This window comes from Kitasatospora griseola (assembly GCF_044999035.1).
Classification (GTDB): domain Bacteria; phylum Actinomycetota; class Actinomycetes; order Streptomycetales; family Streptomycetaceae; genus Kitasatospora; species Kitasatospora griseola.
The window spans coordinates 6,321,346-6,339,040 of record NZ_CP173360.1 but is presented as its reverse complement, the minus strand read 5'-3'; the positions used below and the strand labels follow the sequence as shown (position 1 = coordinate 6,339,040).

At 74.6% G+C, this 17,695-nt stretch carries 18 protein-coding genes; 13 read left to right on the top strand and 5 right to left on the bottom strand.

Features of this window, described 5'->3' with window-relative positions:
* Nucleotides 1-15: 15 nt before the first annotated feature.
* Complete coding sequence (locus ACI1MP_RS28780) at nucleotides 16-756, top strand: SDR family NAD(P)-dependent oxidoreductase (protein ID WP_404869800.1); 741 nt, start codon at nucleotides 16-18, stop codon at nucleotides 754-756.
* A gap of 82 nt (nucleotides 757-838) precedes the next feature.
* On the opposite strand, the gene ACI1MP_RS28775 is transcribed toward ACI1MP_RS28780, so the two are convergent.
* Nucleotides 839-1,687: an aminoglycoside phosphotransferase family protein gene (locus ACI1MP_RS28775; protein WP_380336710.1), complete on the bottom strand. Its 849-nt coding sequence runs from the start codon at nucleotides 1,685-1,687 to the stop codon at nucleotides 839-841.
* Nucleotides 1,688-1,785: 98 nt separating this feature from the next.
* Here ACI1MP_RS28775 and ACI1MP_RS28770 point away from each other — a divergent pair, with 98 nt between their 5' ends.
* On the top strand, nucleotides 1,786-2,334 hold the full coding sequence (locus tag ACI1MP_RS28770) for a GNAT family N-acetyltransferase (protein ID WP_100586805.1): 549 nt from the start codon (nucleotides 1,786-1,788) through the stop codon (nucleotides 2,332-2,334).
* A gap of 12 nt (nucleotides 2,335-2,346) precedes the next feature.
* Here ACI1MP_RS28770 and ACI1MP_RS28765 read toward each other — a convergent pair whose 3' ends face one another.
* Nucleotides 2,347-3,165: a UbiA family prenyltransferase gene (locus tag ACI1MP_RS28765; RefSeq protein WP_157815600.1), complete on the bottom strand. Its 819-nt coding sequence runs from the start codon at nucleotides 3,163-3,165 to the stop codon at nucleotides 2,347-2,349.
* A 161-nt stretch (nucleotides 3,166-3,326) separates the two neighbouring features.
* Here ACI1MP_RS28765 and ACI1MP_RS28760 point away from each other — a divergent pair, with 161 nt between their 5' ends.
* The 4 genes from ACI1MP_RS28760 (at nucleotide 3,327) to ACI1MP_RS28745 (ending at nucleotide 7,667) form a co-directional block, all read left to right on the top strand.
* On the top strand, nucleotides 3,327-4,967 hold the full coding sequence (locus ACI1MP_RS28760) for a serine/threonine-protein kinase (protein WP_404869799.1): 1,641 nt from the start codon (nucleotides 3,327-3,329) through the stop codon (nucleotides 4,965-4,967).
* Nucleotides 4,968-5,050: 83 nt separating this feature from the next.
* Nucleotides 5,051-6,118: a type III polyketide synthase gene (locus ACI1MP_RS28755; protein WP_404869798.1), complete on the top strand. Its 1,068-nt coding sequence runs from the start codon at nucleotides 5,051-5,053 to the stop codon at nucleotides 6,116-6,118.
* 5 nt (nucleotides 6,119-6,123) lie between these two features.
* On the top strand, nucleotides 6,124-6,642 hold the full coding sequence (locus ACI1MP_RS28750) for an isoprenylcysteine carboxyl methyltransferase family protein (protein WP_404870844.1): 519 nt from the start codon (nucleotides 6,124-6,126) through the stop codon (nucleotides 6,640-6,642).
* On the top strand, nucleotides 6,639-7,667 hold the full coding sequence (locus ACI1MP_RS28745) for an NAD(P)/FAD-dependent oxidoreductase (protein WP_380336953.1): 1,029 nt from the start codon (nucleotides 6,639-6,641) through the stop codon (nucleotides 7,665-7,667). Before ACI1MP_RS28750 ends, ACI1MP_RS28745 begins: the two co-directional genes overlap by 4 nt.
* Here the strand turns inward: ACI1MP_RS28745 and ACI1MP_RS28740 are convergent.
* A complete protein-coding gene (locus tag ACI1MP_RS28740) occupies nucleotides 7,648-8,973 on the bottom strand; it encodes a cytochrome P450 (RefSeq protein WP_404869797.1) in 1,326 nt (441 codons plus the stop codon). The genes ACI1MP_RS28745 and ACI1MP_RS28740 overlap by 20 nt on opposite strands.
* A 211-nt stretch (nucleotides 8,974-9,184) precedes the next feature.
* Here ACI1MP_RS28740 and ACI1MP_RS28735 point away from each other — a divergent pair, with 211 nt between their 5' ends.
* Nucleotides 9,185-9,544, top strand: a complete 360-nt coding sequence (locus ACI1MP_RS28735) for a hypothetical protein (protein ID WP_404869796.1) — start codon at nucleotides 9,185-9,187, stop codon at nucleotides 9,542-9,544.
* Between the two features lie 103 nt (nucleotides 9,545-9,647).
* Nucleotides 9,648-9,890, top strand: coding sequence for a hypothetical protein (locus ACI1MP_RS28730; protein ID WP_100586809.1), 243 nt, complete (start codon nucleotides 9,648-9,650; stop codon nucleotides 9,888-9,890).
* A gap of 23 nt (nucleotides 9,891-9,913) precedes the next feature.
* On the opposite strand, the gene ACI1MP_RS28725 is transcribed toward ACI1MP_RS28730, so the two are convergent.
* Nucleotides 9,914-10,732, bottom strand: a complete 819-nt coding sequence (locus ACI1MP_RS28725; protein WP_100586810.1) for an ABC transporter permease — start codon at nucleotides 10,730-10,732, stop codon at nucleotides 9,914-9,916.
* Nucleotides 10,729-11,694 (bottom strand): ATP-binding cassette domain-containing protein, encoded by a 966-nt coding sequence (locus ACI1MP_RS28720; protein WP_404869795.1) that lies wholly within the window; start codon nucleotides 11,692-11,694, stop codon nucleotides 10,729-10,731. The genes ACI1MP_RS28725 and ACI1MP_RS28720 overlap by 4 nt, the downstream gene beginning before the upstream one ends.
* Before the next feature lie 229 nt (nucleotides 11,695-11,923).
* On the opposite strand from ACI1MP_RS28720, the gene ACI1MP_RS28715 reads away from it, so the two are divergent.
* The 5 genes from ACI1MP_RS28715 to ACI1MP_RS28695 all read left to right on the top strand — a co-directional run bounded on the left by ACI1MP_RS28715 (nucleotide 11,924) and on the right by ACI1MP_RS28695 (nucleotide 17,651).
* Nucleotides 11,924-13,120 carry a hypothetical protein gene (locus ACI1MP_RS28715; protein WP_404869794.1) on the top strand — a complete coding sequence of 399 codons (1,197 nt, stop codon included), beginning with the start codon at nucleotides 11,924-11,926 and terminating at the stop codon, nucleotides 13,118-13,120.
* Between the two features lie 16 nt (nucleotides 13,121-13,136).
* A complete protein-coding gene (locus ACI1MP_RS28710; RefSeq protein ID WP_380336733.1) occupies nucleotides 13,137-13,661 on the top strand; it encodes a DUF6529 family protein in 525 nt (174 codons plus the stop codon).
* Between the two features lie 156 nt (nucleotides 13,662-13,817).
* Nucleotides 13,818-15,269, top strand: a complete 1,452-nt coding sequence (locus ACI1MP_RS28705; RefSeq protein ID WP_404869793.1) for a catalase — start codon at nucleotides 13,818-13,820, stop codon at nucleotides 15,267-15,269.
* Nucleotides 15,270-15,398: 129 nt separating this feature from the next.
* On the top strand, nucleotides 15,399-16,418 hold the full coding sequence (locus ACI1MP_RS28700) for a phosphotransferase family protein (RefSeq protein ID WP_380336734.1): 1,020 nt from the start codon (nucleotides 15,399-15,401) through the stop codon (nucleotides 16,416-16,418).
* Between the two features lie 3 nt (nucleotides 16,419-16,421).
* Nucleotides 16,422-17,651 (top strand): acyl-CoA dehydrogenase family protein, encoded by a 1,230-nt coding sequence (locus ACI1MP_RS28695; RefSeq protein WP_404869792.1) that lies wholly within the window; start codon nucleotides 16,422-16,424, stop codon nucleotides 17,649-17,651.
* The last annotated feature ends 44 nt before the right edge of the window (nucleotides 17,652-17,695 follow it).

The window sequence follows — 17,695 nt, the reverse complement described above, 5'->3', positions numbered from 1 at the left end:
ACAAGTATCGATCACATGAACCGACTTGAAGGAAACGTCGCCCTGGTCACCGGCGGCAGCCGCGGCATCGGCGCGGCCGTCGCGCTCCGCCTGGCCGAGGAGGGCGCCGACGTCGCCCTGACCTACCGCGCGGGCGAAGCACCCGCACAGAAGATCGTCGAGCAGATCGAGGGACTGGGCCGCCGGGCGCTGGCCGTCCGGGCCGACGGCGCCGACGCCGCCGCGCTGGACGCCGCCGTGGAACGGACTGTCGAGACCCTCGGCCGGCTGGACGTCCTGGTGAACAACGCGGGCGTCTTCCTGGTCGGCCCGCTGGACCAGCTGGGCCCCACCGAGATCGACGCCACGCTCGCCGTCAACGTCCGCGCCCCGTACCAGCTCGCCCGGGCCGCGTCCCGGCACATGACCGACGGCGGGCGGATCATCAACATCGGCAGCAACATCGCCGAACGGGCCCCGTTCCCCGGCCTCGCCCTGTACGCGATGAGCAAGACCGCCCTGATCGGCCTCACCAAGGGCCTGGCCCGCGAACTCGGCCCGCGCGCCATCACCGTCAACCTCGTCCACCCCGGCCCCACCGACACCGACGCCAACCCCGCCGCCGGCCCGAACGCCGAAGCCATCGCCGGCCTCACCGCCCTCGGCCGCTACGCCGCCCCCGCGGAGATCGCCGCCACCGTCGCCCACCTGGCGGGCCCCGACGCCCGCTACATCACCGGTTCGGTGATCTCCGTCGACGGCGGCTTCTCCGCCTGACCGCTGCTGCACTCCGCCCCTGACCCGGCCACCGGCGCCCCGCTGCTCACCGCGGCGGGGCGCCGGGCGCACTGCGGACGGCTCAGCCGCGCAGGGCCTCGGCGATCTGACGGGTGGTCTGGGCGGCCACCCGCGGGTTGACGGCGGCGTAGTGGGTGTAGGCGTTCAGGCCGGTTGCCAGGGCCCAGCCGCGGCCTCGCAGCCAGGTGGCCTCGTCCACGCCGAGCGCGGTCCGGAAGGCGGTCCGGGTCCCGGCCGACAGCAGGGTGAAGGCGATGGTCAGGTCGCAGGCCGGGTCGCCGAGGCCGAGCCCGCCGAAGTCGATGACCGCGCCGAGCCGGCCGTCGACCGTCAGCAGATTGCCGGTGTGGAAGTCCCCGTGCACCCAGACCGGCGCCCGCCCCCACGCCGGCGCGCCCAGTGCCGCCTCCCACAGCGCCGTCATCGCCGCACCGTCGAACACCCCGTCGAGCGCCGCGACGGCGGCCCGGGTCTCCTCGTCCCGCTCCGCCAGCGACTCCTCCCGAACGGCGCCCGCAGGCTCGCACCCCTGAAGTGCCCTGAGAAACCCGGCCAGTTGGACGGCGGCCGCCGCGGACCCGCCCAACGCCGCCACGCCGGCCGGCTCGCCGTCCAGCCAGCGCGACACCCCCCACCGCCACGGATACCCGAACCCCGGCTCGCCCACCGCCACCGGCACGGGCACCGCCAACGGCAACCACGGCGCGAGCCGCGGCAGCCACTCCAGCTCCCGCTCCGCCTGCCCGACCGCATCCGCATGCCGGGGCAGCCGAACAGCCAACTCCTCGCCCAGCCTGAAGATCACATGGTCCGACCCGCCCGGCTCCACCGCCGCCAGCGGCAGCCCGGCCCACTGCGGAAACTGCGCATCCACCAGCCGCCTGGCCAACCCGCCGTCGATCACCGTCACCAACAACCCCCCGGCCTCGGCCGCCTCCGCGCGCCCATGACGAACCTGTGCAAAATAATCGTCGGCACCGGCACCGCGCGCCTGATTAAAGTGGCGCAATGTTCGAAGGAAACCTGGTAAGCCTCCGTGCGCTGCGCGCCGAGGATGCGGCGCACCATCTCCGGTGGCGGAACGATCCGGAGGTGGCGCGGTGGGCGACGGCCGGCGATCCCGGCTTCGGGCCGGTGACGGCGGAGGCGGTGGCCCGCGGGTTCGAGACCATGCTGCGGCTGAACCCCCGGGAGTCGGCCGTGTTCACGATCGAGGAACTGGCGGGCGGGAGGGTGATCGGCATGGCCGATTACCGGGACCTGGACCCGTACGCGGGGGTGGCCACCCTGGGGGTGACCATCGGGGAGCGGGAGTTCTGGGGCCGGGGCCACGGCCGTGACGCGGTGCGGGTGCTCGTGAACCACCTGTTCGGTGCGTATCGGCTCGGTCGGCTGGAGCTGGACACCTGGAGCGGCAACGAGCGTGCAGTACGGGCCTTCACGGGGCTGGGTTTCCGGGAGGAGGGCCGCCGCCGGTCGGCCGTACTGCTGGAGGGGAAGCGCTACGACACCGTGCTCTTCGGGATGCTCCGCGAGGAGTGGGAGAGCTCCGTGTGACGGCGCCCCCGCTCAGGAGCCGTTGCGCAGACCGCCGTTGAGCAGCAGCAGCCCCAGCGCGACCGCCGTGGCGGCGATGACCGCCAGGAACGGGAGGCGGCCGCGCGGGGCGAGCAGGGCGGCGAGGGCGGGCGGAGCGGTGACGGCGAGGACGGGCCAGCCGGGGGCGAGGAGGAGTGCGGCGGCGGTCGCGGCGAGGACGGCGGTCAGGGCCGAGGCGCGGGCGCCGGCGCGTTGGGGCAGGCCGCGGATGTTCGCGGCGCGGTCGGCGGCCAAGTCCGGCAGGACGTTGGCGAAGTGGGCCGCGACGCCGAGCAGCGCGCCCGCGCCGAGGACGGGTGCGGCGGGCCAAGGCCGGCCCGGCAGCGCGAGGGTGACGAAGGCCGGCAGGAGCGCGAACGCCAGCGCGTAGGGCAGCCAGGACCACCAGGTGGCCTTCAGTCGCAGGTTGTACGCCCAGCCGGCGGCCACCGCCACCAGGTGCACGGTCGCCGCCGCGACCCCGCACGCCGCCGACAGCAGCACGCAGCAGGCCACCGCCCAGCAGGTCGACGCGGCGACCCGGCGGCCCGTCACCTCGCCGACGGCGAGCGGCTTGTCGGAGCGCCCGGCCGCCTCGTCCCGCCGTCGGTCGACCAGGTCGTTGCTCCAGCCGATCGACAGCTGCCCGGCCGCGACCGCACCGCCGGTGAGCAGCGTCCCGACCGGTCCGCGCCCGGCCCCGACGGCCATCGCCGCGGCCAGCACGGTCACCGCCGCGGCGGGCACCGGATGGCAGGCCCGCGCCAGTCCCCCGATCAGTCCCCGGGACGCCACTGCCGCATCGCTCACCCCGGCCACGCTAGCCGCCCGCGGACCGGCGGCGCGGGACCGGCGGAAGTGACGGCATGTCACGCATGCGGAGAAGAGGCCGAGTTGTCGACTGCCGGAGCCGGCGTTCCGCACATATGATCCCGGTTCCTGCTCACCGGCCGACCAGGGGGAATCCGACGGTGCTGGACATCAATCTCACCGTTGATCTGTTGATCGTGCTGCTGCCGGCGCTGGTGGTGCGACTGCTGTCACTGCCGCTGCTGCGGCGCTCCCAGCGCACGATCCGGGCGCGGTCCGTGGCCGCCGTGACGGGAGCCGCGCCGCCCGGGATCGGGCCGGTGGTGGGCGAGTTGGCGGTGTTCGTGGTGCTCGCGGGTGCGCTCGAAGCCCTGATGACCCTCATCAGGAACACCGGCTTCGACGTCCTGCACAGCCCGGCGGTCTTCGTGAACGACCGCGCGCTCGTGGCGGCGCTCCGGCTGACCCACGTCGGTCCGCAGCTCTGGCTGACGGGCTTCACGGCGGTGCTGGTGGCCGCGTTGCTGCTGCTCACCCACCTGGTCGACCGGGCGCTGCTGACCGTCGGCATGCCGCCGGAGGTGGCTGCGGACGGGCGGCTCCGGCGGCGGGGTCTCGGCGTGCTCGGGCTGCTCGCCGTTCTCGCGGTGGTGGCGCTGCCGCTGGGCGTGGTGCTCGGTGCGGTGGCGTTCCAGGCGGTGGCGCTGATCACCGCCCGCCGTCACCCCGCACTGGCGCCCACCGCGCCGCTCGGTTCCCCCGCCGCAGCCTGGCCGACGCCCGCCCCGCCGGTCGCCCCGCCCTTCGCCCCGCCCTTCGCTCCGGTCACCGCCCCCGCGACGGCACTCGCCACCGCCCCGCCCCCGGCTGCCCCGCCCGTCGTTCCCCCGCCTCCGCCCGCCCAGGTGCCGCATCAGGCGCTGGGCGGGCACGAGCCGCGCAGCATCGGGGGCTACCAGCTGCTCGGCCGGATCGGCGCCGGCGGCATGGGGACGGTGTACCTGGCGCGTCGTGCGGGCGCGGCCACCCAGGTCGCGTTGAAGACCATCAACGTGGAGCTGCTGGACGATCCGGACCTGTTGCGTCGCTTCCAGCGGGAGTCCGAGGTGCTGGCGATGGTGCCGGGGGCGTACACCGCACGGGTGCTGGACACCGGGGTGGACGCGGGACGGCCGTTCCTGGCCATGGAGTTGCTGGACGGGCGGCCGCTCGACGCCCACCTGCGGGAGAACGGGCCGGTGCGCTCCCCGGAGGCGCTGCGCGCGCTCGCCCTGGCGCTCGCGGTGGCGCTGTCGGGCGTCCACCGGCTCGGCCTGGTGCACCGCGATCTCAAGCCGTCGAACATCATGCTGACCTCGGCCGGGCCGCGGCTGCTCGACTTCGGCATCGCCGCCCTGGTGGACGGCACCCGGCTGACCATGACGGGCGCGGGGCCGGGCACGCTCACCTACATGGCGCCGGAGCAGTTCGGCGAGGAGCGGGTGGGTACGGCCGCCGACATCTGGGCGTGGGCGTGCTGCGTGGTGTGCGCCGCGCACGGGGCCAGTCCGTTCGCGGCCACCAGCACCGGCGCGGTGATCCGCCGGATCGTCGACACCGGCCCGGACCGGGCCGCCCTGGCCGCCGTCCACGCCCTGGACCCGGCGCTCGCCGCCGTGGTCGCCCACGCCCTCACCCCCGACCCGGCGGCCCGGCCGGGCGACGGCGCCGCCCTGCTCGCCCTGCTGACGTCTCGCCGACCCGACGGCGGCGCCGACGTCCGCGACGAGATCACCCGCGGTTGGAGCACCCTGCGCCTCTGACGGCATCCGCAGGCGTCGGCGCAGACGCGCCGGGCACGGGAGGATTGCCCGGTTCGGGTGGGTTCGGTCCCTATCCTGGGTCGGTGACGCGGATCGCGGCAGTGTGCGGGGTCCTTCCGCCCCATCAGTACCGGCAGGGCGAGTTGGCGGCCGGGCTGGCCTTGCTGCGCGGCGGGTCGGGGGACGAACGGGCCCTGTCGGAGCGGTTCTTCGCGAGCGCGGGAGTGGAGTCCCGGCGACTGGCGTTCCCGTTGGAGCGCTACGGCGGGTTCGACGGGTTCGGGCAGGCGAACGACGCCTGGCTGGAGGCCGCGTCCGAACTCGCCCTCCGGGCCGCCGAGTCGGTGCTGGCCGCGGCCGGGATGGCCGCCGAGCAGGTCGATGCGGTGGTCTCCACCACCGTCACCGGCATCGCGGTGCCCTCGCTGGAGGCGCGGATCGCGTCCCGGCTCGGCCTGCGCGAGGACGTGCGCCGGGTGCCGCTGTTCGGCCTGGGGTGCGCGGGCGGCGCCGGCGGACTGGCGGTCGTGGACGACTTGTTGACAGGGCGTCACGGCAACGGCGCGGCTCTGCTACTGGCCACCGAGCTGTGTTCGCTGACCCTGCAGCGGACGGACACCTCGGCGGCGAACCTGCTGGCCACCGCGCTGTTCGGGGACGGCGCGGGCGCGCTGCTCGCGGTCGGCGACGGGCATCCGGCGGCGACGGCGGCGGCCGGGCCGACGGTGGTGGCGACCCGGAGTCGGCTGTATCCGGGGACGGAACGGCTGCTCGGCTGGCAGGTGGGCGACTCCGGGTTCGGCATTCTGCTGGGGCCCGAACTGCCGGAGCTGGTACGGCTGCACGTGGGCGAGGAGGTGGCGTCGTTCCTGGCGGCGCACGATCTGAAGCCGGGCGATGTGGGCAGTTGGGTGTGCCATCCGGGCGGGCCGCGGGTGTTGGAGGTGCTGGGTGAGGAACTCGGGCTGTCGGAAGGCGCGTTGGCGCCGAGCCGGGAGTCGCTGGCGCGCTGCGGCAACCTGTCCTCGGCGTCGGTGCTGCACATTCTGCGCGACGTGATCGACCAAGGCCCGCCGCCGCCCGGCTCGTTCGGGCTGATGCTCGCCCTCGGTCCGGGCTTCGCCTCCGAACTCGTCCTGCTGCGCTGGTGATCGACGTGGTCGCCTACACCGTGCTGATCGCGCTGGTCGCCGTGGAGCGGCTGGCGGAGCTGCTGGTCGCCCGCCGGAACGCCGCCTGGAGCCTGGCCCGGGGCGGGGTGGAGTACGGGCAGGGGCACTATCCGCCGATGGTGGCCCTGCACACGGGGCTGCTGGTGGGCTGCCTGCTGGAAGTCCGGTGGGCGGAGCGGCCGTTCCTGCCGGGCCCGGGGTGGCCGATGCTGGTGCTGGCGCTCGCCGCGCAGGGGCTGCGCTGGTGGTGCATCGGGGCGCTGGGGCCGCACTGGAACACCCGGGTGATCGTGGTGCCGGGCCTGCCGCTGGTCGCCGGCGGTCCGTACCGGTGGCTTCGGCACCCCAACTACCTGGCGGTGGTGGTGGAGGGCTTCGCGCTGCCGCTGGTGCACACGGCGTGGGTCACGGCGCTCGGCTTCACCGTGCTCAACTCCCTGCTGCTGGCCACTCGGCTGCGCTGCGAGGAGGCGGCGCTGACGCTGTGCCGGGCCGCCGCGTGATCGACCTGCTGGTGATCGGCGGCGGCCCGGCCGGGTTGGCCACCGCGATCCACGCCGCCCGCGCGGGGCTGTCCACCACCGTGCTGGAGCCGCGCCCGACGCCGGTCGACAAGGCCTGCGGCGAGGGCCTGATGCCGGGCGCGGTACGGGCGTTGGCCCGGCTCGGCGTCGCGGTCGAGGGGCGGCCGTTCCACGGCATCCGCTATCTGGAGGCCGACGGCTCACGCGCCGCCGAGGCCCGCTTCCGCACCGGCCACGGCCTGGGCGTGCGCCGCACCGTCCTGCACGCGGCGCTCGCGGCCAGCGCCGAGCAGTCGGGCGTCCGGCGCACCACCGGCCGCGCGGAGGGTCTGACCATCACCGAACGGGCGGTGACGGTAGGCGATTTGACGGCCCGGCACCTGGTCGCCGCCGACGGCCTGCACTCCCCCGTGCGCCGCGCGCTCGGACTGCACCGGCCGACCGACGCCCGCCGGCCGGCCCGGTACGGGCAGCGGCGGCACTTCGCGGTGCGGCCGTGGAGCGACCTGGTGGAGGTGTACTGGTCGCGACACGCGGAGGCGTACGTCACGCCGGTGTCCGAGGGGACGGTCGGGGTGGCGGTGCTCGGCTCGCAGCGCCTGCCGTTCGATCGGCAACTCGACCAGTTCCCGGCCCTGTTGGCGCGGATCGGCGGCGCGGCGGCCGGGCCGGTCCGCGGCGCCGGTCCGCTGCGGCAGCACGCCGGTGCGCGGGTGCACGGTCGGGTGCTGCTGGTCGGGGATGCCGCCGGCTACCTGGACGCCCTCACCGGCGAGGGGATCGCGATCGCCCTGGCCTCCGCCGAGGCGGCCGTCCGCTGCCTGACCGCCGACCGGCCCGCCGGGTACGAACGCGCCTGGCGGCGCGCCACCCGGCCCTACCGGCTGCTCACCACGGCGCTCCTGACCGCCCGCCACCACCCCCTGGTCGGGCCCAGGATCGTCCGACTGGCGGCCGTGGCACCGCCGCTGTTCCGGGGCGGCGTCAACCTGCTGGCCCGGTGATCCGATCGGTCGGCGTCATCGGCTGCGGGCCCGGCGAGAGCACCAGCCCGGGCTGCGGCCGCACCGGCCCCTCGACGGCGGGGCGGAGCCGCCAGCGGCCGGCGATGGTGGCCAGGGCCAGGGTGGCCTCGACGGTGCCGAAGCGGTCGCCCGGGCAGCGGGTGGCGCCGAGGCCGAACGGCAGGTAGGCGTCCCGGTGGACGGCGCCGGGCGCGAAGCGGTCGGGGTCGAAGCGGGTGGGGTCGGGGAACAGCTCGGGGCGGCGCTGGAGCAGGTACAGGCAGCAGACCACCAACGCACCGGCGGGCAGCCGGGCGCCGCCGAGTTCGAGCGGGCGGGTGGTGGTGCGGCTGACCGCCCAGGCGGGCGGGTAGAGCCGCAAGGCCTCGCTCACCACCTGGGCGGTGTAGGGGAGTTGGGCGAGGTGCTGCCAGCGGGCGGGTCCGCCGGCCGGGCCGGCGTCCAGCTCGGCGTGCAACTTCCGCTCCACTTCCGGGTGTTCGGCGACCAGGCGGAGCGACCAGGCCAGCGCGGAGGAGGTGGTCTCGGCCCCGGCCAGCACCAAGGTGGCGACCTGGTCGGCGAGTTCGCGCTCCGCCAGCGGGCGTCCGGCCTCGTCGCGGGCGGCCAGCAGCAGCGACAGTACGTCCCCGTGGTCGACGCCGCGGGCCCGGTAGTCGGCGACGATGGCGGCCACTCCGGCGTGCCAGGCCCGCAGCGCCCGGCGGTACTCGCGGCGGGCGGGGGTGGGCAGCAGGTCGGCGGCGGGCAGCACGACCCGCAGGTACAGGCCGCGCAGCAGCACGTCCAGCGCGTGGCGCAGCCGTTCGGCGGCCTCGGCGGTCAGACCGGCCGAGAACAGGGTGCGGACGGCGACGGCAGTGGTGAGGGTGAAGGCCTCACGGGTGACGTCGACCGTCCGCCCGGCCTGCCAACGGGCGGTGAGCGCGGCCGTTTCGGCCGTCATCGCCTCGGCGTAGCGCGGCAACAGGGCGTGCCGGAAAGCGGGTTGGACGATCCTGCGGAGCCGCTGGTGGTCGGCGTGCGGGCAGGAGGCGAGGCCGTTGCCGAGGAAGGTGCGGATCTTCGCGTAGAGCGGGCCGGTGCGGTCGAAGTCGGCCCGGTCGGTGAGCACCCGCCGGATCAACTCCGGTGCGCCGACCATGTACAGCTCGCGCGGGCCGACCCGGACCCGGACCAGGTCGCCGTGCGCGGGCAGGGTGTCGAGGAAGGCGAGCGGGCGGGCGAGCATGGCCGGGAGGTGGCCCAGCAGCGGGAGGCCGCCGGGGGCGGTGGCGGGGTGCACGGGCCCTCGATTCGGTGACGGGACGCGGATGGCGCACACGGGGACGCGATTGGCGCACACGATACGTCACTGTTCGACCACGATGTGCAACAATCGTGCCGCATCCGGGTGGTGATGATGCGTCAGGCGAGGCTCTCGCCTCCGGCCCGGTGCCGGCTGCGGCCCCGGCCCAGCGACAGACGGGATGCCTGTGCCCTCCACTCCCGCACCGATGGATGCCCCCACCACCGCCCGGTCCGGCCCCGGCGCCGTCCGGCGCCGCCTCACCGCCACGGTGCACGTCGACCCGGCCGGCCGGGTGCTGCTGTACCGGCGCACCGGATCGACCCCCGTCCACCCCGGCCACTACGACGTCCTGGCGGGCGCGGCACGCCAATGCCTGCACCCGACCGTCCGGTTGGCGAGCGGCTTCCTGGTGGTGCGCCGACTGCTGACGGACCGCCCGCCGGACCCGGACCCGGCCGAGGTCGACTGGTGCGGTTTCGTCCCGCCCGCCGAGCTGCTGGCCGGCCGCTACCACCCGCTGGTGCCGGGCGGTCTGGACGTGCTGCGCCGTCTGTTCGCCGGCTGAGCCCGCTCGCCGCCGCACGGTCCGCGACGGGCCGCACACGCTCCGCCGCTGCCCCGTGACCTGCACCGATGCCGGTCCGCTCGGGGCGCGCGACACTGGGGGTATGAGCGAGACCGGAGACATATTCCACCCGCCGGTGGTGGTCCGCCCGCCGACCCGCGGGGCGCGGCCGTACCGGCGGGTGGAGATCTACGGACGGACGGTGGGGCGGGCCACCTCGGCGGAGGACGTGGCGGAGTTCGTCCGCCGCGCGGGCGTGGACGAACCGGACCTGGACGACCCCGAGCTGGTCGCCTGGCGCGGCGGCGACCGCACCGTGTGGGCGCCGCCCGAGCAGGCGACCTGACGTCAGTCCGATCGTTCGGTCGCTCAGACCGCCCTGCGGTACAGCCAGACGCCGAGCGGCGCGAACGCCGCGACGATGCCGACGTCCCAGGCGAGGGCCTGCCAGACCTGCGAGCCGACCGGCGTGCCCAGCATCAGGGCGCGGACCGCGTTGGCGGTGATGGTCACCGGCTGGTGGTTGGCGAACACCTGGAGCCAGCCGGGCATGGTCGAGGTCGGGACGAACGCGGACGACGCGAAGACCAGCGGGGCCAGCACCGGGAAGGCCGCGGCGGTCGCGGTCTCCGGGTCGCCGACGGCCAGTCCGACCACGGCGAACACCCAGGACATCGCGAAGCCGAACGCCACCACCAGCAGCGCCCCGGCCAGGAACCCCCAGACGTCGCTGTGCACCCGGAAGCCGACCAGGAAGCCGACGCCGCTGATCAGCGCCACCACGAACACGTTCCGGACCAGGTCGGCGGCCGTCCGCCCGGAGAGCACCGCGGAGCGGGCCATCGGCAGCGACCGGAACCGCTCCATCAGGCCGGTCTGCAGGTCGGTGGCCAGGCCGATCGCGGTGTTGACCGCGCCGAACACGACCACCTGCACGAACACGCCCGGCATCAGGTAGTCGACGTAGCTCACCCCGTGCAGGGCCGCGCCGACCACCCCGCCGAACACGTAGCGGAACAGCAGCACGAACACGACCGGCTGCACCGTGGAGAAGATCAGCAGCCGGGGCACCCGGCGCAGCGCGATCAGGTTGCGCCCGCAGACGGCCAGGCCGTCCCGGACGGGGGCCAGCAGGCGTCCGGACAGGCCGGGCGCGGGGGCGAGGTCGGTGGCGGTGACGGCGGTCATTTCGGGCCTCCGGAGGTGCGGTGGCCGGTGAGGGCGAGGTAGACGTCGTCCAGGCTGGATTCGCGGACGGCGATGGTGCGCGGGGTGAGCTGTTCGGACTCCAGCGCGTGCAGGACGTCCATCAGCAGCAGTGACCCGTCCGGGCTGGGCAGGCGCAGCAGGGCGCCGTCGCGTTCGGAGGCGTGTCGGAGCTTGTCGGCGATCAGGGCGGCGGCTCGGACGGCGCGCGGGTCCTCGCCCATGCCGAGTTCCAGCACGGTGGTGCCGAGGCGGGCCTTGAGGGCGTGCGGGGTGTCGTCGGCGACCACCCGGCCCTCGGCGAGGACGGCGACCCGGTGGGCGAGCCGGTCGGCCTCCTCCAGGTACTGGGTGGTGAGCAGCACGGTGGTGCCGTCGGCGACGAGTTCCCGGATGAGTTCCCACAGCGCGGTGCGGCTCTGCGGGTCGAGTCCGGTGGTGGGTTCGTCGAGGAACAGCACGGGTGGTTCGGGAACCAGGGCGGCGGCGACGTCGAGCCGGCGGCGCATGCCGCCGGAGAAGGTGCGGACGGGCCGGTCGGCGGCCCGGGTCAGATCGAACCGGGCCAGCAGGTCGGCGGCGCGCGGGGATCTTCGGCCGCGGGGCAGTTGGGTGAGCCGGCCGATCAGGCGGAGGTTCTCACGGGCTGTCAGGTTCGGGTCGACGGCGGCGTACTGGCCGGCCAGTCCGATCATCCGGCGCACCGCGCCCGGGTGGGCGACCACGTCGGTGCCGAGCACTTCGGCCCGGCCGCTGGTGGGCTGGATGATGGTGGTGAGGATGCGGATGGCGGTGGTCTTGCCCGCCCCGTTCGGCCCGAGCAGTCCGAAGACGCTGCCGGGCGGTACCTCGAAGTCGACGTCGTCGAGGGCGACGAGGTCCTTGAATCGCTTGCCGAGCTTCCGGACCCGGATCGCCGGTGCGGTGCTGTGCTGGGTGGTCATGGGCGCCCCCTCGGGCGTGGTCGTACCTCTCCAGTGTCCGCCCGTCCGGGTGGGGCGCGCAGAGCGGCTGCCGGGCGGCGGCGTCGACGGGCGGCGGGTGCGGACGGTGGGCCGTCCAGGGCAACGGGGTACCCCCTGGTGCGGACGGGGCCCGCTCTGGGGTGGCCGGGCGGCGGGCGGCGGGGATGGATGGTGACCAGCCCCCGCCGCTCCGGCCCCAGGAGTCGTGATGCCCCGTACCTGCCGTGTCGCCGCCACAGTACTGTCCCTGTCCGTGTTCGCGGCCGCCGGTTGCGGCGCGGATCCCGCCCCGAGCGCCCCTCCGGCCACCGGGTCCGCGCCGGCCGCCGCGCCGGCCGCCGCGAGCCCGTCGGGAGGGCCGGCGTTCGCCACCTCGGTGGGCGTCACGGTGGGGCTGGCGAGCGTGGGCAGTCTCGGCCCGATCCTGGTGGACGCGCAGGGCCGCGCCCTGTACCTGTACGGCGCGGACAAGTCGGTGCACGGCAGTTGCCTGGACGAGTGCGCGAAGTCCTGGCCGCCGGTGACCACGCCGGGCTTCCCGCTGGCCGGGCCGGGCGTGGACGACGGGCTGCTGGGCGCGGCGGCGCTCGCCGACGGGACGGCGCAGGTGCTGTACAAGGGCCACCCGCTGTACCGGTACACGGGCGACCACGGGCCGGGCCAGGCCACCGGGCACACGGTGGCGGACCCGCACGGCACCTTCTACGCGGTGACCTCGCTGGGCGACCCGGTGGGCGTGGACATCTCGACGCTGCGCGGGACCGGGGGCGCGCCGTCGGGTGCGGCGTCGGGTGCGGCGTCGGGTGCGGCCTCGGCGGGCGCGAGCGCCGGCGCGACGGACCCGGCGGCCACGGGTGCGACCGGGTCCCCGTCCGCGCCGGCCACGTCCACCGTCCCGGCGGTGCCCTCCACTCCCGTGGTCCCGTACGTGCCGCCGGCCCCGACCGCGCCCGCCGTGGTGCAGCCGCCCCGCGACACCGGGACGGACCCGGGCGCGGGCGCGGGCGCGGGCTCCGGCGGGAATCCGGCCGACCCGGGTACGGATACGGGCTCGGGCACGGGCTCGGGCTCGGGTACGGGCTCGGGTACGGGTACGGATACGGGCCCGGGTACGGATACGGGCTCGGGTACGGGTTCGGGTACGAGCGCAGGCTCGGGCCCGGGAACGAGTGCGGAAAGTGCGGGCGATCCGAGCACCGACGCGGACACCGGCACGGGCACGGGCACCAATACCGGGGACACCGGCACGGACACCAGCACCAACACCGGCACGGACATCGGCACGGGCACGGGCACCAGCACCAACACCAACACCGGCACGGACATCGGCGCGGACACCGGCACCAGCACCAGCACCAGCACCAGCACCAGCACCAGCACCGACGACGGCGCGCAGGACGGCTGAGGTGCGGCGCGCGGAGGTGTCCTGGCCGACCGTGCTCGCGGTGCTGGCGCCGGTGGCGGTCGTCGCGGGGCTGTTCTGGTTCGGGCGGGTGCACACACCCCAGCCGGGCCGCAGCCTGTTCGGCGCGGCCGGGGTGGACGCGCTGCGGCTGAAGTCGCAGCTCGGGTCGGCGCTGTTCGGCCTGGCGCTGGTGCAGGTGCTGCTGGCGCTGTGGATGTACCGGGGCGGTCACCGGGCGCCCCGGGTGCGGATCTGGCACCGGGTGGGCGGGGCGGCGGCGTTCGCGCTGTCTCTGCCGATCGCCCAGCACTGCCTGCTGGCATACGGGGTGCGGTTCACCGACGCGCGGGTGGCGGTGCACTCGGTGTCGGGTTGCATCCTTTACGGGGCGTTCGCGGCGAAGGTGCTGCTGGTGCAGCACGGGCGGCTGCCGGGCTGGGCGCTGCCGGCGGCCGGCGGGGCGCTGTTCTGCGCGATCGGGCTGCTGTGGTGGTCGGCGGCACTGTGGTTCCTGAACGGGTACTCCGTGCCCGGTTTCTGACGTCGCGTCACCTCTGGGCGCGAACGGAGTGACGGCCGGCGGGCTGCGGTTGTGGGCGGCCCGGGCCGGTGTTCGAGTGGTAGGAAGTCGCGGTGGACGACCCTCGCCGCCGCGCGGCTACGGCGCCCGGCGGGTGCCCGAGGAGGAGTTCTCCCGATGTCCCAGCACGTCCCGTTCACCACGAACAACGCGGGTGTCCCGGTCGAGAGCGACGAGCATTCGCTGACGGCGGGCCCGGTCGGCCCGATCCTGCTGCACGACCACTACCTGATCGAGAAGATGGCCCAGTTCAACCGGGAGCGGGTGCCGGAGCGGGTGGTGCACGCGAAGGGCAGCGGCGCGTACGGCACCTTCGAGGTGACCCAGGACATCAGCCGGTTCACCAGGGCGGACCTGTTCCAGCCGGGCAAACGCTGCGACATGCTGGCCCGGTTCTCCACGGTGGCGGGCGAGCTGGGCTCGCCGGACACCTGGCGCGACCCGCGCGGCTTCGCGCTGAAGTTCTACACCGAGCAGGGCAACTACGACCTGGTCGGCAACAACACGCCGGTCTTCTTCGTCCGCGACCCGAGCAAGTTCCAGGACTTCATCCGCTCGCAGAAGCGCCGCCCGGACAACGGCCTGCGCGACCACGACATGCAGTGGGACTTCTGGACGCTCTCCCCGGAGTCCGCGCACCAGGTGACCTGGCTGATGGGCGACCGGGGCATCCCGAAGAACTGGCGGCACATGGACGGCTTCTCCTCGCACACCTACAGCTGGGTGAACGCGGCCGGCGAGCGGTTCTGGGTGAAATACCACTTCAGGACCGACCAGGGCAACGACTTCCTGACCCAGGCGGAGGCGGACCGGCTGGCCGGCGCGGACGGCGACGTCCACCGACGGGACCTGTTCGAGGCGATCGAGGGAGGCGACTTCCCGTCGTGGACGCTGCACGTCCAGGTGATGCCGTTCGACGAGGCGTGGGACTACCGGTTCAACCCGTTCGACCTGACCAAGGTGTGGCCGCACGGCGACTATCCGCTGATCGAGGTCGGCCGGTTCACCCTGAACCGCAACCCGGAGGACCACTTCGTCCACATCGAGCAGGCCGCGTTCGAGCCGTCCAACCTGGTGCCGGGCGTCGGCGTCTCCCCGGACAAGATGCTGCTGGGCCGGATCTTCTCCTACCCGGACACCCACCGGCACCGGATCGGCCCGAACTACGCGCAGCTGCCGCCGAACCGCTCGCACGTGCCGGTGCACTCGTACAGCAAGGACGGCCCGATGCGGTTCGACGCCGCCCGCACCGCCCGCCCGTACGCGCCCAACTCGTACGGCGGGCCGGCCGCCGACCCGGAGCTGTGGGGCGCGCCACTGGGGTGGGACGTGGCCGGGAAGATGGTCCGCGAGGCGTACCCGCTGCACCGGGAGGACGACGACTGGGGGCAGGCCGGGACGCTGGTGCGCGAGGTGCTGGACGACGCGGCGCGCGACCGCCTGGTAGCCAACATCGCCGGGCACCTGCAGGACGGCGTCTCCGCGCCGGTGCTGGAACGCGCTCTCCAGTACTGGCGCAACGTGGACCGTTCGCTCGGCGACCGGGTGTCCGCCGCCGTCGCCCACTGACCCTCCTCCGCCTCCGCCGCCCGCCCGGCTTCCCCTGCCTGGCGGGCGGCGCTCGTTGACAACTCGGGCCCCCGGGGCAATCCTAAGCAAGCGCTTAGTCAGCCCACGTTCCCCTGCGAGGTGCCCCCGATGACCACCGCCGCTCCGCCCGGACTCGACCTGGAGAGGCTGCGCGCCCACCTGGACGTCGCGCTGCCCTCCCCCACCGCCGGTCCGCTGACGGCCCGCCGGTTCGAGGGCGGCCGGTCGAACCTGACCTACCTGGTCGAGGACGGCGCCTCCCGCTGGGTGCTGCGCCGGCCGCCGCTCGGGCACGTGCTGGCCACGGCGCACGACATGGCCCGCGAGTACCGGGTGCTGGCTGCGCTGGCCCCGACCGCGGTGCCGGTGCCGGACCCGGTGCTGCTGGTCGAGGACGAGGCGGTGATCGGCGCGCCGTTCTACCTGATGGAGTACGTCGAAGGCGTCGCCCACCGGGACGCCGGGACGCTGGCCGCGCTCGGCGAGCAGCGGGTGCACGGCCTCGGCGAGCGGCTGGTGGACACCCTGGTCGCCCTGCACGCGCTGGACCCGGTCGCGCTCGGCCTGGCCGGGTTCGGTCGCCCCGAAGGCTTCCTGGAGCGCCAACTGCGGCGCTGGGGCAAGCAGTTGGACGCATCCCGGAGCCGCGAGGTGCCGGGCGTCGACGAGCTGCACCGGCGGCTGGCGGACACCCTGCCCGACTCCCCCGCCCCCGCGCTGGTGCACGGCGACTACCGCCTGGACAACGTGCTGGTCGGCCCGGACGACCGGATCACCGCGGTGCTGGACTGGGAGATGTCCACCGTCGGCGACCCGCTCACCGACCTGGGCCTGCTGGTGATGTACACCGAACTGGCCCGCCGCTTCGACGGCGTGCTGCCCGGCGCCGCGCTCGCCCCCGGCTTCCCCGAAACCGACGAACTGGTGCGCCGCTACGCCGAGTCGTCCGGCCGGGACGTCTCCGGCCTGGGCTGGTACGTGGGCTTCGCCTCGTTCAAGCTGGCGGTGGTGCTGGAGGGCATCCACTTCCGCTGGACCCAGGGCGGCACGGTCGGCGCCGGGTTCGACCGGGTCGGCGAACTGGTGCCGCTCTTCGTGGAGTTCGGACGCACGTCGGTGGAGGGCTGAGCAATGGACTTCGGATACGACGCCAGGACGGTCCACCTGCTGGGTGAACTCGGCGCGTTCATGGACGAGTTCGTCTACCCGGCCGAGGAGGTGCTGGCCGCGCAGCTGGCGGACCCGAAGCGCGAGCCGTGGGCGATCCCGCCGGTGGTCGGCGAGCTCCGGGCAGCAGCGAAGGCCCGCGGCCTGTGGAATCTGTTCTTCGTGGACAAGCACGGCCTGCCCGGTGAGCACGGCGCCGGCCTGACCAACGTCCAGTACGCGCCGCTGGCCGAACTCACCGGCCGCTCCGTCCTGTTGGCCCCGGCCGCGGTCAACTGCGCGGCCCCCGACACCGGCAACATGGAACTGCTCGCCCAGTTCGGCTCCGCCGAGCAGCGCGAGCGGTGGCTGCGGCCGCTGCTGGACGGGGATATCCGCTCGGCGTTCGCGATGACCGAGCCGGACGTCGCCTCCTCGGACGCCACCAACATCACCACCCGGATCGAGCGGGACGGCGACGAGTACGTCGTCAACGGCCGCAAGTGGTACATCACCGGGGCGATGAACCCGAACTGCCGGCTCCTCATCGTGATGGGCAAGACCGACCCGGACGCCGAGGTGCACCGCCAGCAGTCGATGGTCCTGGTGCCGCGTGACACCCCGGGCGTCCACGTCCTGCGCGGCATGCGGGTGTTCGGCTACGAGGACGCCGACCACGGCGGGCACGCCGAGATCCTCTTCGAGGACGTCCGGGTCCCGGCGGCCAACCTGCTCGGCGAGGAGGGCTCCGGCTTCGCCATCGCCCAGGCCCGGCTCGGCCCGGGTCGGATCCACCACTGCATGCGGGCCATCGGCATCGCCGAACGGGCCCTGGAACTGACCTGCCGCCGGGTCGACTCGCGGGTGGCGTTCGGTCGTCCGCTGGCCGACCAGGGCGTGGTGCAGGACTGGATCGCCGAGGCCCGGGTGCGGATCGAGCAGGCCCGGCTGCTGGTGCTGAAGACCGCCTGGCTGATGGACACCGTCGGCAACCGGGGCGCCCACACCGAGATCCAGGCCATCAAGATCGCCGTCCCGTCCACCGTCGAGTGGATCCTCGACAAGGCCGTCCAGGCGCACGGCGCGGCCGGCGTCAGCCAGGACACCGTCCTCGCCCAACTCTGGGCCGGCAACCGCACCTTGCGCCTGGCCGACGGGCCGGACGAGGTCCACCGGCGCTCGCTGGCGCGGCGGGAGCTGAAGAAGTACCGCTGAGCACGTAGGAAGGGGCGGCCCGCTCGGGCCGCCCCTTCCCGGCA

Excerpts from the sequence above, each read along its gene's own strand:
- ACI1MP_RS28770 (WP_100586805.1), top strand. The coding sequence starts at position 1,786 with ATGTTCGAAGGAAACCTGGTAAGCCTCCGTGCGCTGCGCGCCGAGGAT.
- ACI1MP_RS28705 (WP_404869793.1), top strand. The coding sequence starts at position 13,818 with ATGTCCCAGCACGTCCCGTTCACCACGAACAACGCGGGTGTCCCGGTC.
- ACI1MP_RS28730 (WP_100586809.1), top strand. The coding sequence starts at position 9,648 with ATGAGCGAGACCGGAGACATATTCCACCCGCCGGTGGTGGTCCGCCCG.
- ACI1MP_RS28735 (WP_404869796.1), top strand. The coding sequence starts at position 9,185 with ATGGATGCCCCCACCACCGCCCGGTCCGGCCCCGGCGCCGTCCGGCGC.
- ACI1MP_RS28715 (WP_404869794.1), top strand. The coding sequence starts at position 11,924 with ATGCCCCGTACCTGCCGTGTCGCCGCCACAGTACTGTCCCTGTCCGTG.
- ACI1MP_RS28695 (WP_404869792.1), top strand. The coding sequence starts at position 16,422 with ATGGACTTCGGATACGACGCCAGGACGGTCCACCTGCTGGGTGAACTC.
- ACI1MP_RS28700 (WP_380336734.1), top strand. The coding sequence starts at position 15,399 with ATGACCACCGCCGCTCCGCCCGGACTCGACCTGGAGAGGCTGCGCGCC.
- ACI1MP_RS28720 (WP_404869795.1), bottom strand. The coding sequence starts at position 11,694 with ATGACCACCCAGCACAGCACCGCACCGGCGATCCGGGTCCGGAAGCTC.
- ACI1MP_RS28780 (WP_404869800.1), top strand. The coding sequence starts at position 16 with ATGAACCGACTTGAAGGAAACGTCGCCCTGGTCACCGGCGGCAGCCGC.
- ACI1MP_RS28725 (WP_100586810.1), bottom strand. The coding sequence starts at position 10,732 with ATGACCGCCGTCACCGCCACCGACCTCGCCCCCGCGCCCGGCCTGTCC.